Source organism: Candidatus Accumulibacter similis, from assembly GCA_013347225.1.
Taxonomy (GTDB): Bacteria; Pseudomonadota; Gammaproteobacteria; order Burkholderiales; family Rhodocyclaceae; genus Accumulibacter; species Accumulibacter similis.
Map to the genome: position 1 here is coordinate 4,413,378 of CP054595.1, position 14,769 is coordinate 4,428,146.

Below are 14,769 nucleotides of genomic sequence, written 5' to 3' on the forward strand. Positions count from 1 at the left end.
CTCGACCCTCGTGAGACCGGATTCAGGGCTTACAATTCCTGCCCATCGCACGCGACAGGAGCGCGAATCCACCGATGCAGCCGGCACCGATCCGTTACAGCATTGTCCCCAGCGATCCCGCGGCACACCTGCTGGAAGTGCGCTGCACGCTGCCCGAACCCGTCGCCGACGGCCAGCGCTTCGCGCTGCCGGCCTGGATCCCGGGCAGTTACCTGATCCGCGACTTTGCCCGCCACATCGTCGCCATCCGTGCCGAGAGCGCCGGCCAGCCGGTCGCGTTGCGCAAGCTCGACAAACACACCTGGCAGGCGGCGCCGGTCGCCGGCGGCGACGAGCTGTGCGTCGTCTACGAGGTCTATGCCTGGGACCTCTCGGTCCGCGGTGCCCACGTCGACCAGAGCCATGCCTTCTTCAACGGCAGCAACGTCTTCCTGCGCGCTCTCGGACACGAGGACCGGCCGTGCCTGGTCGACATCCGGCGGCCAGCCGGCCATGCTTCGTCCGGCTGGCGAGTCGCCACCGCGCTGCCGCTGGCGACGGCCGAGCCGGGGGCCGCCAGGCGGCACGGCTTTGGCCTCTATCGTGCGGGCAACTACGATGAGCTGATCGATCATCCGGTCGAAATGGGCTGTTTTGCCCTGGCCGCCTTCAGCGCCTGCGGTGTCAAGCACGAAGTGGCGATCAGCGGCCGCCACGACTGTGACCTCGAGCGGCTGACGACCGACCTGCGGCGCATCTGTGAATGGCAGATCCGCCTGTTCGGCGAGCCGGCACCGATGGCCTACTACCTTTTTCTCGTCACCGCCGTCGGCGACGGCTATGGCGGGCTCGAACACCGATCGTCGACCGCCCTGCTGTGCGCCCGCGACGCCCTGCCGTGGCCGGGAATGCGCGCTCTGCCCGAAGCCTACCGGGGATTTCTCGGCCTCTGCAGCCACGAGTACTTCCACACGTGGAACGTCAAGCGGATCAAGCCCGCCGCCTTCGTCCCCTACAACCTCGATGCCGAGAACTACACGACCCTGCTGTGGGCCTTCGAGGGTTTCACCTCCTACTACGATGACCTGACGTTGCTGCGCTGCGGACTGATCCGGCGACAGGAGTGGCTCGACATCATCGGCCGCACGCTCGACAAGGTCTGCAACGAGCCCGGACGGTTGCGCCAGACGCTCGCCGAGTCCAGCTTCGACGCCTGGACCAAGTACTACCGACCGGACGAGAACACGCCGAACGCCGTCGTCAGCTACTACGCCAAGGGAGCGCTGGTGGCGCTGGCGCTCGACCTGAAGCTGCGCGCCGAGACCGCCGGCAGGGTAACGCTCGACGAGCTGATGCGCGCGCTCTGGCAGCGTCACGGCGGCGGTGCCAGCGGCGTCGACGACGACGACATCCGGCTGCTCGCCGAAGAACTTTCCGGACTCGACCTGCGCGGCTTCTTTGCCGAAGCCGTGCATGGCACGAGCGACGTCGACCTGGCTCGACTGCTGCGGCCCTTCGCCATCCGGTTGCAGCGCGTACCGGCCTCGCGCACCCCTTCGTTCGGGGCGAAGACGGCCAGCGAAGGAGACGGGCTGCGCCTGACGACGGTCTACGACGGCGGTCCGGCACAGGCGGCGGGGCTGGCTGCCGGCGACCTGCTGCTGGCGATCGACGGCCTGCGGGTGACACCGGCCACCATCGAGCGCCTGCTCGGTCGGCACCGGGCCGGCGATGTCCTGCGGCTGCACCTCTTTCGCCGCGACGAACTGATCGAGTGTTCACTCCGGCTCGGCGAGCCGGCCCGCGACCGCCACCATCTGCGATTGCTGCGACAGCCCAGCCGGCTGCGCGAGGAGTGGCTGCAATGACGAATCTGGCGGCACTGCGCAAGAGCTACGAGAAGGCCGAACTGAGCGAGGAGGCTTCACACGCCGATCCGCTCGCACAATTCGCGCAGTGGCTTGCTGAAGCGATCCATGCGCAGTTGCCGGAACCGAACGCGATGACGCTGGCCACCGTCGATCAGTCGCTGCGCCCCTCCACCCGGGTCGTGCTGATCAAGGGTTACGGCGAGAACGGCATCACCTGGTATACCAACTACCACAGCCGCAAGGGCCGCGAACTCGCGGCCAACCCCTGGGCCGCGCTGCAGTTCCACTGGGTGGAACTCGAAAGGGTGGTGCGCATCGAGGGTCGCGTCGACAAAGTGAGCGCGACGGAGAGTGACACCTATTTCGCCAGCCGGCCACTCGATTCACGCATCGGCGCCTGGGCCAGCCCACAGAGCGAGGTGATCGCCAGTCGCGCGGTCCTCGTCGCCAATGCCGCGCACTATGGCGCGCGCTTCCTGCTGCAGCCGCCGCGCCCGCCGCACTGGGGCGGTTACCGCCTGCAACCGGATCGCTGGGAGTTCTGGCAGGGCCGCAGGAGCCGCCTGCATGACCGCCTGCGCTACCGGCTCGATGACGACGGGCAATGGCTGCGCGAGCGGCTGGCGCCCTGAGCCGACAACAGGCATCGCGCCCGGAACAGGCGCACCACCAGGTCCGGCTCGCCGCAGCGAACGCAAGAAGGTGATCACTGCTGCCGCCGGTCCTGCAGCCGCAGACCCAGACACCGACCCAGGGAACGACTGGTGTCGTTCGTGATCGGAGCCGCATCCTGTTGCAAGGGGCTCGCCGCAACCTGCACGTCGGCTTCGACAATCGGTTGCCCGATGCGATGGCGGGCACGCGATGGCTCGGCCGTATGGAGACAGTCAGTCGTCGAGCATCCGCAGGGGTTGGCCACGACTTCTGGTGCAATGCTCATGGGCCTTCCGAACACGGCCGGCGACGCTTTCGGTACCCGTATCCCGCGCTCGAAGTCATCCGCGGTGCGGGCGCATGGGTCTGCCGGTGTCCGGGCTGCCGGCGCCACCTAGTCGCCGCGTGGCGCGACCTTCTCCCAAGGCCCGGGGCACTGCATCACCGCCGGGTAGTAGCCGCCGTTGGCACGGCAGTAGTACCAGTATCCGGGCTCCAGTGCCTGGCCGGCGTCCTGCTCCTGGGCAGCCGCGTCGGCGCCCCTTTCGACATAGACGACTGGCGGCGGCACCGTCACCACCGGCGGATAGAGGACTGGCGGCGGGTAGTACACTGGCGGGCCCCACGGCCAGCCCCAGCCCGGTGCGGCACCGAAGTAGAAACCGACGCTCGGCCCGTAGGGTCTCCAGCGCGGACCATAGTAGCCACCGGGCGGGCCATAATAACCGCCGCGCGGGCCGTAATAGCCACCGCGCGGACCATAGTAGCCGCCGCGCCCGCCAACGACGACGGCACCGCCGGAGACCGCAGCAGCACCGCTGCCACGCCCGTCTGCCAGAGTGGTGACGGGTTGCCAGGCCAGCACCAGAAGCAACGCTCCGATCGTCTTCTTCATCATCATCAACTCTCCGCTGCCACATGCGCCGGCGTGATGGTTTCCGAGTCGCCTTGCTGACCGGGGCACAGCCCCGGGTGCGGGAGGTCGACAGCCACATCACAACCGACAGCATCCGGCCTGATCCTGAGACAACGCAGCAACGCCGTTTCCCGCCGACAGGCGGCGAAGGGCGGACGGCGACTCACACTCCCCAGGGCTCTTGCCGCTCGGCGCGACCGCCGTCCGCCGCGGTCGGTGCAACGATCTCCTCGACGATCGCCTGCAAGGCGGTGCAGCGCCATCTGATCTCGAGGTCGAAGAGGCGGAAGCCATAAACCCGCTCGTGGTCATCAGCATATGCCGGCCGCGGGTCCTGTGCCAGCACCTCGGTCAGGAGTTCCTCCAGATGCGGCCAGCGCAACGACTGCTGGCGCAACTGCGCCATCGCCGACGAACGGAACTCGACAGCCAGTCGTGGCGGTGGCCCGGGCACGAAACCGGAGCGCGCCTGCGCCACGCTGTCGACGAAAGGCAGGTAGGGCTTGATGTCGATGACCGGCGTGCCGTCGAGCAGATCGACCCCGGCCAGGTCGAGGACCACGCCGGTGCGCGTGTCGATGGCGGTCAGTTCGACGAGCGACAAGCCGATCGGGTTGGGACGAAAGGGGCTGCGACTGGCAAAGACGCCCACCCGCCGGTTGCCTCCGAGGCGCGGCGGGCGGACCGTCGGACTCCACCCGCCGGCACTGCGATGGAAGATGAAGCTCAGCCAGAGGTGCGAGAAACCTTCCAGGCCACGCACCGCTTCGGCGCGATCATAGGGTCGCAGCAGGCGCAGGCGACCGACGGCATGCGGCGCCAGTCGCGCTTGGCGCGGAATGCCGAAGCGGTCCGGAAACGGCGTCTCGAGGTAACCGATCGGCGACAGGACGAAGTCCGACACCGCTAGCGCGCACTGGTGCGGCGGCCCTCGCCGCCACGGCGCACGCTCGCCGTGAGGCGCTCAGCCGGCGAGCAGCGACAGGGCATGACTGGCCATCGCCTGGGCGACCGTCTCCGCCTCGCCAATGGCATCGGCAAGGTCGAAGACGGTTCCCGGGTGCCGCTGTCGCAACTCGGCGAGCAGCAGCGGCACATCACGTTTCAGATGTCCACCACGGGCGATGAACATCGGCAGGACCAGGATTCGCTCGACACCTTCGGCAACCAGTGACTCGGCACAGCCGCGCAGGTCCGGCGACATGAACTCGAGGAACGCCAGTTCGACACGCAGCGCGGGCGCCCGCTGGCGAAGCAGCAGGCGCACGCGCTGCATCGGTCGCGCCCACTCGGGGTCGCGGGCACCATGCGCAAAGAGGATGAGGGCGGTTTCCGTCATGGCGACAGTCTAGCGCATCGGCGGGCGGCTGGCGGCGATCAGCCGAAACCGGCGACGGCGGCGATTTCCTGCGCCCGCGCCACCAGATGATCGGCGCCCCAGGCCTCGATCGGCTCACCGTCACCCAGGTAACCGTAGCGCACTGCCACGGTCGCCATGCCGGCCGCCCGGCCGGCCTGGATGTCGCGCACATCGTCGCCGACGTAGAGGCAGCGCGCCGCATCCGCGGCGAGGAGCCGGCACGCCAGTTGCATCGGCTGCGGTGCCGGCTTGGCGCGGCGCGCAGAATCGCCGCTGACGACGCAGGCGGCACGCCGCGCATAACCGAGCTGGTGCAGCAGCGGCAGCGTGAAACGCTGCGCCTTGTTGGTGACGATGCCCCACGCCGCGCCCCGCTGCTCGCAGGCATCGAGGACTTCGTCGATGCCGGCGAAGATCGTCGTGTGCACACAGATGTCGGCGCTGTAGTAACACAGGAAGCGCTCATGGAACTCGCCATAGAGCGGATCGCCCGGCCGCATGTCGAGTCCGGCGGCGAGCATGCCGCGCACGCCGTGCGAGGTATGCGGGCGCAAGCGGGCGGGTGGAACCGGCGCCAGACCGAGATCCGCACGCAGACGGTTGAGGGCCGCCGCCAGATCCGGAGCGGTATCGGCGAAGGTGCCATCGAGATCGAAGAGGACGGCGTCAAACACCTTTCACCAGATGAACCATGTAGTTTACGTCGCAGTCGCTTCCCAGCGCGTAGCGGCCACTGAGCGGATCATAGCTCATGCCACGCAGCTCGCGCGACTCGAGACCGACCTGCCGCCCCCAGCGCAGGAGTTCCGACGGCCGGATGAAGCGCGCGTAGTCGTGCGTGCCGCGCGGCAGCATCCGCAGCACGTACTCGGCGCCGATGACCGCCAGCAGATAGGCCTTCGGGTTGCGGTTGATCGTCGAGAGGAAGACGCTGCCGCCCTCCCTGACGAGAGCCGCACAGGCGGCAACGGTGCTCGCCGGATCGGGAACATGCTCGAGCATCTCCATGCACGTAACGACGTCGTAGCACCCGGCTTCGCTGGCCGCCAGTTGTTCCGCCGCCACCTCGCGGTAATCGACGCTGCGGCCGCTTTCCAGCAGGTGCAGGCGGGCGACGCCGAGCGCCCTGGCGGAGAGGTCGATACCGGTCACCAGGGCCCCGCGTTCGCACATGCCCTCCGCCAGCAGGCCGCCGCCGCAGCCGACATCGAGGACTTTCCTGCCCGACAGGCTGCAGCGACTGTCGATCCAGTCGAGGCGCAAGGGGTTGATCTCGTGCAGCGGCTTGAAATCGCTCCCGGGATCCCACCAGCGGTGCGCCAGTTGACTGAATTTCTCGAGTTCACTCGGGTCGGCGTTGATCGTCATCTTGGCGCCCTTGCTCGACTGGCGGCAGCCAGGGACGGCTGCTCGCGGACAGATCGGTCATTTCGTCACGCGAAAAGAAAAAGCCCTGCCGAAGCAGGGCTTTCCGTACTGCACACCGATCACTTGGTGCCGATGAGTTCGATATCGACACGACGGTCAGGCTGCAGGCACTCGATGACCTTCTTGCTCTTCGGACCCGGGCACTGACCCGGCTTGGTCACCGGGTTCTTCTCGCCCTTGCCTTCGGTGTAGATCCGGTTGGCATCGATTCCCTTGCTCACCAGATAGGTCTTCACCGCTGCGGCACGACGCTCCGACAGCTTCTGGTTGTACGCGTCGGAGCCGAAGTGGTCGGTATGACCAACGGCGATGATCACCTCGAGCTTGATCTGCTTCGACTTGGCGGCCACTTCGTCGAGCTTCTTCTTGCCTTCCGGACGCAGCGTCGCCTTGTCGAAGTCGAACAGTGCGTCGGCAGCAACGGTGATCTTGTCACCCGCCGGCTTCACCGTCGGAGCGGCGGCAGCCTTCGGTGCCGGCGGCTCGCAAACCTCCTTCGGCAGCAGATCCTTGTCGCACTTGCAACCAGCAGGGTCATTCGCGGCCGCGGCCGGCGTCCAGAAACCGGTCCGCCAACAGAGCCCGGTGCCGCTCATCACCACTTCACCACGCTGGTCGATGACATAGACACGATTCAGGGGAATCGACGTCTGCGCCTGGGCGATCGACGCCCCAAGGCCAAGGCTTGCAGCGGCGAGCGCGGCCAGCAGCGAATTTCTTGCGGTTCTGTTCATCTAGGTTTCCCTCATTGGTTGAAGCCTGCGGCAGAAACCCGCAAGGCCTGTTATGCCTCGTTTCTTGACCGAATTGATCACGGACGGATTTTATTCTGCCACAACAGCGCCAATCTGATCAATCCGCTTTCGTCGTTTTCGACCAGTCGTCCGTCATCGACGCGGATCCTTCCCGCAACCCAGACGTCGGACACACGCTCGCGGCCGACGGCGTAGGCCAGGTGCGAGACCGGGTCGTAGCAGGGGACGAGCGCCACGTCGTCGAAGCTGACCGCACACAGGTCTGCCCACTTGCCGACGGCGATCGAGCCGATCTCGGCGTCGAGCCCGAGCGCGCAGGCACCACCGAGGGTCGCCATGCGCAACACCTGATGCGCATCGACGGCGTCGGCGCGTCCGTCCCGCTGCTTGGCGAGCAACGCCGCCAGACGCATTTCCTGAAACAGGTCGAGGCGATTGTTGCTGGCCGCGCCATCGGTGCCGAGACCGAGGTTGACCCCGCGCGCGGCGAGCTGCGCGATCGGCGCGATGCCGCTGGCAAGCTTGAGGTTGGAACTCGGGCAATGGGCCACCGAGCAGCCATGAGCGGCGAGCAGTTCGATCTCCTGCGCCTCCAGGTGCACCGCGTGCACGGCGATCAGCCCCGGGCCCAGCAGGCCAAGCCGGTGCAAACGTTCGATCGGGCGCATGGCGAAGCGTTGCCGGCTGTCCTCGATCTCGTCCACGGTCTCGTGCAGGTGCAGGTGCAGCGGCACCTCGATCTGCTCGGCCAACGTCAGAACCTGCAAGAAGCTGCGATCCGCAACCGTATAGGGAGCATGCGGGGCGAGGCAGAACGACAGCAGCGGCTGGCCGAGGAAGCGGTCGCGCACGGCAACTCCCTTGGCCAGGTAGTCATCCGCATCGGCTGCATAGTTGCTCGGAAAGTCGACGGTGATCAGGCCGATGGCGGCACGGATTCCCGACGCCAGCGCCGCCTCCGCCGCCGCCGCCGGGAAGAAGTACATGTCGTTGAAACAGGTGATGCCACCGCGCAACATCTCGGCGCAGGCGAGCAGCGTGCCATCATGGACGAACTGCGCCGACGCATGCCGTGCCTCGGCCGGCCAGACATGATCCTGCAGCCACTGCATCAGCGGCAGATCGTCGGCGAGACCGCGCAGCAGCGTCATCGCCGCGTGCGTGTGCAGATTGACCAGCCCCGGCAACAGCACGTGTTGCGGCAGATGCTTGCGCTTGCGCGCCACGAAACGCCCGTCGACCTCTGCCTGCGGCACCACGGCAACGATGCGTCCCGCATCGACGACGACGGCGTGCTGGTCGAGCACCGCACCCGCTGGCTCGACGGGAACGACCCAGCGCGCCTCGATCACCAGGTCGACGACCGGCAGGTGCGCGTTCATGGACGCAGAACCGCTACGGAGCCAAAAAAAACCCCGCTTTCGCGGGGTTTTCTGCGCAGAGCGCCGGCCTTACTTGGTGCCGATGAGTTCGATATCGACACGACGGTCAGGCTGCAGGCACTCGATGACCTTCTTGCTCTTCGGACCCGGGCACTGACCCGGCTTGGTCACCGGGTTCTTCTCGCCCTTGCCTTCGGTGTAGATCCGGTTGGCATCGATTCCCTTGCTCACCAGATAGGTCTTCACCGCTGCGGCACGACGCTCCGACAGCTTCTGGTTGTACGCGTCGGAGCCGAAGTGGTCGGTATGACCAACGGCGATGATCACCTCGAGCTTGATCTGCTTCGACTTGGCGACCACCTCATCGAGCTTCGCCTTGCCTTCCGGACGCAGCGTCGCCTTGTCGAAGTCGAACAGTGCGTCGGCAGCAACGGTGATCTTGTCACCCGCCGGCTTCGCCGTCGGAGCGGCGGCAGCCCTCGGTGCCGGCGGCTCGCAGACTTCCTTCGGCAGCAGATCCTTGTCGCACTTGCAGCCGGCCGGATCCTTGGCCGCAGCGGCTGGGGTCCAGAACCCCGTCCGCCAGCAGAGGCCGGTGCCACTCAGCACGACTTCACCGCGTTGATCGATCACGTAAACGCGATCACCGGCGGTTTGCGCCTGCACAGCGCCAGCCGCCGCGAAGAGGCCGATTGAGGCCAGCAGGGTAATGATGGTTTTCGATTTCAAGATATTCCTCCTCGATTAATCTCTGTTACGTCCGAATGCGTGAAACGCGATGCGATTTTTGCGCAGTCAGGAAATTTAAGCATACAAACTTGATTTTCTTCAAGCACCGCCCCGGAATTGTGTAGTATTTATGCAACGAAACCGGGTGTCGGGAGGCAGTACGGGGCTGCCAGCCGGTCACCGGGAGTTCAGGCGCAGGAGAAGAACATGCAGGCAGCCAACCTCGATTCGCTCGCATCGATGATCCGGACGGCGCGCCAGGTCGTCGTCTTTTCCGGTGCGGGCCTGTCCGCCGACAGCGGCATTCCGACCTTCCGCGACGGCGCCACCGGCCTCTGGAACAACGTCGACCCCGACGAGGTGGCGAGCATCCAGGGCTTCCTGCGCAATCCCCGGCGGGTCTGGAGCTGGCTGCTGCAACTGAAGGCGCTGGTCGATGACCGGCGCCCGAACCCGGGACATCTGGCGATCGCCCGGCTGGAAGAGCTCTGCCCGGCGAACCGGTTCACGGTCATCACGCAGAACATCGACGGCTATCACGCGCTCGCCGGCAACCAGGAGGTGCTCGAGGTACACGGCACCATCCACCGCGTCCGTTGCCATCGACATTGCGGCTACGTCGCCGGCTGGGACCAGACCATCAACGAACCGTTTGCCTGCCCCGACTGCGGTGCGCCGGTACGGCCCGACCTGGTGATGTTCGGCGAAATGCTCGACGAGGAGGTCTTCGCCGCGGCCCAGACGCGCAGCCTCAATGCCGACGTCTTCTTCTGTGTCGGTACCTCGTTCACCGTCCAGCCCGCCGCTCGCCTGCCGGTCTGGGCCAAGTACTCCGGCGCCACGGTGGTTGAAGTCAACCCGCACCCGACGCCGCTCAGCGAGGCCGCCGATTACTCGATCCGCAGCGGCGCCTCGCAGTTCTTCTCGGCGCTCTGCAGCAGACTCGCCAGCCCCTGAAGGAAGAACGACGCGCAGCACCGTCGGCCGGCAGCCATGCCGGCGACGGCGGGGCATCGTCTATAATGCGCCCCTTTCGCTGCCCCGACCCGGTTCGCTGTGCCGGGAGGAAAAGCGCCAGTCGCCACCCGAGTCCAGAGCCGCCGTCCTTGTCCTCACCGCTTCCCCCACTGCCCTTGCCTGCCACGGGCGAGCGCTTGCAGTGGCCGTCGTTCGCTGGCTCGGCCGACGCGCTGCTCATCGCGCACGCGGCGGATGTCTTCCGCCGCAAGACCGGGCGAGGCCTGCTGGCCGTCGTCACCGGCAGCGCGAGCGACGCGCAGCGACTCCTGCAAGAGATTACCTGGTTCGCCAGCGGGTTGCGGGTGCGCCTGCTGCCCGACTGGGAAACGCTGCCCTACGACGGCTTCTCGCCGCATCTCGACCTCGTTTCCGAGCGACTGGCGACGCTGCACGCCGTCACACGGGGTGAATGCGACGTGCTGCTGCTGCCGGCAAGCACTGCCGTCTGCCGTCTGCCGCCGCCCGCCTACCTCGCGGCGTACACCTTCTTCCTCAAGCAGGGCGAGCGCTTCGACGGCGAGCAGTTCCGCGCCCAGATGACCGTTGCCGGCTACGCCCACGTGACGCAGGTGGTGGCACCCGGTGAGTACTCGATCCGCGGCGGCCTGGTCGACCTTTTCCCGATGGGTTCGCCGTTGCCCTTCCGCCTCGATCTTTTCGACGACGAGATCGAGCACATCAAGACCTTCGACGTCGACAGCCAGCGCACGCTGTATCCCGTAGCGGAGGTCCGCCTGCTGCCGGCACGCGAGTTTCCGCTCGACAGCGCCGCACGCAGCCGCTTCCGGCAACGCTTCCGCGAAGTCTTCGAAGGCGATCCCGCTCGCTCGCCGATCTACCGCGACGTGTCGAATGGTATCGCCAGCGCCGGCATCGAGTACTGGCTGCCGCTGTTCTTCGAGGAGACCGCCACCCTGTTCGACTATCTGCCGGCCAGTTCGCTGCTCTGCCTGCACAACAACGTTGCCGAAGCCGTGCGCGACTTCTGGCGCGAAGCGCAGTCGCGCTACACGATGCTCGCTGGCGAACGCAGCCGGCCGCTGCTGCCTCCGGCCGACCTGTTCCTTGCAGAGGAACCCTTCTTCGTCGCCGCCCGTGCCTACGCCCGCGTCAACCTCACGGCTGGCAGCGACGGGCCGGCACGAAACCTGCCCGCCCTGGCCATCGACCGCCGCGCCGATGATCCCCTGCGGCGCCTGAAGACCTTCCTCGACGGTTTCCCTGGCCGCTCGCTGCTGCTCGCCGAGACCGCCGGAAGACGCGAGACGCTCGCCGCGCTGCTTGCCGAATACGGCCTGCAGACCCGCGCCTGCGCTGGCTTCGACGAATTCCGGGCGGGCGAGACGGCGCTCTCGCTGGGCGTCGGACCGCTGCACGACGGCTTCGTGCTCGACCACCTGGCGATCATCACCGAGGCCGAACTCTACGCCGACAGCCCGTCGCGGCGCAGCCGCCATGTCGCGCCGCGACGGACCTCGATCGACAACTGGCTGCGCGACCTGACCGAGCTCAAGGTCGGCTCGCCGGTGGTGCATGAGCAGCACGGCATCGGACGTTACCAGGGGCTCGTCCATCTCGATCTCGGTGAAGGCGACACCGAGTTCCTCGAGCTGCATTACGCCAACGATGCCCGGCTCTATGTCCCGGTCTCGCAACTGCACGTCATCGCCCGCTATTCGGGAGCCGATCCCGACAGCGCGCCGCTGCATGCCCTCGGCACGCAGCAATGGGAAAAGGCGAAACGCCGCGCCGCATTGCAGGCGCGCGACACCGCGGCCGAACTGCTTGCCCTCTACGCCCTGCGCGCCGCGCGGCAGGGGCACGCCTGCGACTTCAAGGCGCACGACTACGACGCCTTTGCCGACGGCTTCGGCTTCGAGGAAACGCCCGACCAGTCCGGTGCGATCGCCGCCGTGATCGCCGACATGCGATCCGGACGACCGATGGATCGCCTGGTCTGCGGCGACGTCGGCTTCGGCAAGACAGAGGTGGCGCTGCGCGCCGCGTTCTGCGCCGTCGCCGGTGGCCGGCAGGTGGCCGTGCTCTGCCCGACGACGCTGCTCTGCGAACAGCACTTCCAGACCTTCTGCGACCGCTTTGCCGACTGGCCGGTGCGCATCGCCGAGCTGTCCCGCTTCCGGACGGCGCGCGAGGCCGCGCAGGCGCTGCAGGAATTGGCCGACGGCAGACTGGACATCGTCATCGGCACCCACCGCCTGCTGCAGAAGGACGTGCACTTCAAGCGCCTCGGACTGGTGGTGATCGACGAGGAGCACCGCTTCGGCGTCCGGCAGAAGGAGGCACTGAAGGCGCTGCGCGCCGAGGTCGATGTCCTGACGCTGACCGCGACGCCGATCCCGCGTACGCTCGCCATGTCGCTCGAGGGACTGCGCGACTTCTCGGTCATCGCCACGGCGCCGCAGAAGCGGCTGGCCATCCGGACTTTCGTCTGCCGTTTTTCCGACGGCATCATCCGCGAGGCGCTGCTGCGCGAGTTCAAGCGCGGCGGCCAGGTCTACTTCCTGCACAACGAAGTCGAGACGATCGAGAACATGCGCGAGCGCCTCGGCAAACTGCTGCCCGAGGCACGCATCGTCGTCGGCCACGGGCAGATGAAGGAGCGCGATCTCGAGCGCGTGATGCGCGAGTTCACGCAGCAGAGGGCCAACCTGCTGCTGTGCACGACGATCATCGAGACCGGCATCGACAATCCGCACGCCAACACGATCCTCATCAACCGCGCCGAGAAGTTCGGCCTGGCGCAACTGCACCAGCTTCGCGGTCGTGTCGGACGCTCGCACCACCAGGCCTATGCCTACCTGCTGACGCACGACGAGGCAGCGCTCAACAAGCAGGCCCGGCAGCGCCTCGAAGCGATCCAGATGATGGACGAGCTCGGCGCCGGGTTCTACCTGGCGATGCACGACCTCGAGATCCGTGGTGCCGGCGAGGTGCTCGGCGCCAGCCAGTCGGGCGAGATGCACGAAGTCGGCTTCCACATGTACAGCGAGATGCTCGGCCGCGCCGTCGCGGCACTGCAGCAGGGACAGGATGCCGACCCGTCGCAGCCGCTGGCGGTCACCACCGAGATCAGGCTGCACGCGCCGGCCCTGCTCCCCGACGACTACGCACCCGACGTGCACCAGCGGTTGACCCTCTACAAGCGGCTGGCCGACTGCACGCACGAAGACGAACTGGGCCAACTGCACGAGGAACTGGTCGATCGCTTCGGCGAACTGCCGCCGCAGGCGCGCGCGCTGCTCGACAGTCACCGGTTGCGCCTGCTGTGCAAGCCGATCGGCGTCAGCAGGCTCGACGCGGGTGCCGAACAGATCGTCCTGCAGTTCGCAGCCAATCCGCCGATCGACCCGCTGCGGATCATCGGGCTGGTGCAGAAGGACCGCAACTATCGCCTGGCGGGACAGGACCGGCTGGTCGTCAGGCGCCAGAGCCTGACGCTTGCCGACCGCGTCGCCGCGGTCAGGGACATCATTCATCAACTCACTGCCGAGCGCCAACCATGACCACCCACGACATCGACAACATCAACGTCACCGCCTTCGACCCGATGCCCTCGCCCGACGAAATCCTCGCGCTCCTGCCACTCTCGACGTGCGCCGCCGAACTCGTCAGGAACAGCCGCGACGTCCTGCGCCGGATACTCGACGGCAGCGATCGCCGGCTGTTCGTCGTCGTCGGCCCGTGCTCGATCCACGACCCGGTGGCCGGCCTCGACTACGCCAGGCGCCTGCGAGCGCTCGCCGACGAAGTCGGCGACACGCTCTACCTGGTGATGCGCGTGTACTTCGAGAAGCCGCGGACGACGACCGGCTGGAAGGGTTACATCAACGATCCCGACATGGATGACTCGTTCCATGTCGACGAGGGAATGACCAAGGCGCGCCGCTTCCTCCTCGAGCTGGCCGAACTCGGGCTGCCCGCCGGCACCGAGGCCCTCGACCCGATCGCGCCGCAGTATCTTGGCGATCTCATCTCATGGACGGCAATCGGCGCCCGCACCACCGAGTCGCAGACGCACCGCGAGATATCCTCCGGCCTGTCGACCCCGGTCGGCTTCAAGAACGGCACCAGTGGCGACGTCGGCATTGCCGTCAACGCCATCGTCTCGGCGTCGCGACCGCACAGTTTCCTCGGCATCAACGGCCAGGGGCGCACGGCGATCGTGCGCACGCGCGGCAACCGTTATGGCCATCTGGTCCTGCGCGGCGGCGACGGGCGACCGAACTACGACACGGTCAGCGTGCAGATCGCCGAGCAGGCCCTGCACAAGGCCGGGTTGCCGGCCAACATCGTCATCGACTGCTCGCACGCAAACAGCTACAAGAAGCACGAATGGCAGCCGCTGGTGATGGCAGACGTCGTCAACCAGGTCCGTCTCGGCAACCGGTCGCTGGTCGGAATGATGATCGAGTCGAACCTCGTCGAGGGCAACCAGGCGATTCCCGAGAACCTCTCGCAGCTCAGGTATGGCTGCTCGGTCACCGACGCCTGCGTCGACTGGCAGACCACCGAGCAGATGATCCGCAACGCCGCCGGCCTGCTGCGCGAGGTGCTGCCGGGCCGCGTCCGGTAGGATCGCGCGCCGCCGGGCAACCGGCAGGCTGCCGGCGGCGGGCTGTGCACAGCCCGCCGCGCATCGACACGATGTGGCTCG

The 14,769-nt window shown here is 67.1% G+C and carries 13 protein-coding genes; 5 read left to right on the forward strand and 8 right to left on the reverse strand.

Annotation, left to right across the window (positions count from 1 at the left end):
* Window positions 1-74: 74 nt before the first annotated feature.
* Entirely contained in the window at window positions 75-1,847 is a 1,773-nt protein-coding gene (locus tag HT579_19500) for a M61 family metallopeptidase (protein ID QKS30910.1), read from the forward strand.
* Window positions 1,844-2,482 (forward strand): pyridoxamine 5'-phosphate oxidase, encoded by a 639-nt coding sequence (pdxH, locus tag HT579_19505; protein ID QKS30911.1) that lies wholly within the window; start codon window positions 1,844-1,846, stop codon window positions 2,480-2,482. Before HT579_19500 ends, pdxH begins: the two co-directional genes overlap by 4 nt.
* A 416-nt stretch (window positions 2,483-2,898) precedes the next feature.
* Here pdxH and HT579_19510 read toward each other — a convergent pair whose 3' ends face one another.
* The 8 genes from HT579_19510 to HT579_19545 form a co-directional block, all read right to left on the reverse strand.
* On the reverse strand, window positions 2,899-3,405 hold the full coding sequence (locus HT579_19510; GenBank protein QKS30912.1) for a hypothetical protein: 507 nt from the start codon (window positions 3,403-3,405) through the stop codon (window positions 2,899-2,901).
* A 178-nt stretch (window positions 3,406-3,583) separates the two neighbouring features.
* Window positions 3,584-4,324 carry a tRNA (N6-threonylcarbamoyladenosine(37)-N6)-methyltransferase TrmO gene (gene tsaA / locus HT579_19515; GenBank protein ID QKS30913.1) on the reverse strand — a complete coding sequence of 247 codons (741 nt, stop codon included), beginning with the start codon at window positions 4,322-4,324 and terminating at the stop codon, window positions 3,584-3,586.
* Between the two features lie 60 nt (window positions 4,325-4,384).
* On the reverse strand, window positions 4,385-4,759 hold the full coding sequence (locus HT579_19520; protein ID QKS30914.1) for a CbiX/SirB N-terminal domain-containing protein: 375 nt from the start codon (window positions 4,757-4,759) through the stop codon (window positions 4,385-4,387).
* Window positions 4,760-4,797: 38 nt separating this feature from the next.
* Complete coding sequence (locus HT579_19525; protein QKS30915.1) at window positions 4,798-5,454, reverse strand: HAD-IA family hydrolase; 657 nt, start codon at window positions 5,452-5,454, stop codon at window positions 4,798-4,800.
* A complete protein-coding gene (ubiG, locus tag HT579_19530; GenBank protein QKS30916.1) occupies window positions 5,447-6,148 on the reverse strand; it encodes a bifunctional 2-polyprenyl-6-hydroxyphenol methylase/3-demethylubiquinol 3-O-methyltransferase UbiG in 702 nt (233 codons plus the stop codon). The genes HT579_19525 and ubiG overlap by 8 nt, the downstream gene beginning before the upstream one ends.
* A gap of 119 nt (window positions 6,149-6,267) precedes the next feature.
* Window positions 6,268-6,942 (reverse strand): OmpA family protein, encoded by a 675-nt coding sequence (locus HT579_19535; GenBank protein ID QKS30917.1) that lies wholly within the window; start codon window positions 6,940-6,942, stop codon window positions 6,268-6,270.
* A 77-nt stretch (window positions 6,943-7,019) separates the two neighbouring features.
* Window positions 7,020-8,345, reverse strand: coding sequence for a TRZ/ATZ family hydrolase (locus HT579_19540; protein ID QKS30918.1), 1,326 nt, complete (start codon window positions 8,343-8,345; stop codon window positions 7,020-7,022).
* 69 nt (window positions 8,346-8,414) lie between these two features.
* Window positions 8,415-9,074: an OmpA family protein gene (locus tag HT579_19545; protein QKS30919.1), complete on the reverse strand. Its 660-nt coding sequence runs from the start codon at window positions 9,072-9,074 to the stop codon at window positions 8,415-8,417.
* 207 nt (window positions 9,075-9,281) lie between these two features.
* On the opposite strand from HT579_19545, the gene HT579_19550 reads away from it, so the two are divergent.
* The 3 genes from HT579_19550 (at window position 9,282) to HT579_19560 (ending at window position 14,688) form a co-directional block, all read left to right on the forward strand.
* Complete coding sequence (locus tag HT579_19550; GenBank protein QKS30920.1) at window positions 9,282-10,031, forward strand: NAD-dependent deacylase; 750 nt, start codon at window positions 9,282-9,284, stop codon at window positions 10,029-10,031.
* Between the two features lie 65 nt (window positions 10,032-10,096).
* A complete protein-coding gene (mfd, locus tag HT579_19555; GenBank protein QKS30921.1) occupies window positions 10,097-13,618 on the forward strand; it encodes a transcription-repair coupling factor in 3,522 nt (1,173 codons plus the stop codon).
* Entirely contained in the window at window positions 13,615-14,688 is a 1,074-nt protein-coding gene (locus HT579_19560; protein QKS30922.1) for a 3-deoxy-7-phosphoheptulonate synthase, read from the forward strand. Before mfd ends, HT579_19560 begins: the two co-directional genes overlap by 4 nt.
* Window positions 14,689-14,769 lie beyond the last annotated feature (81 nt).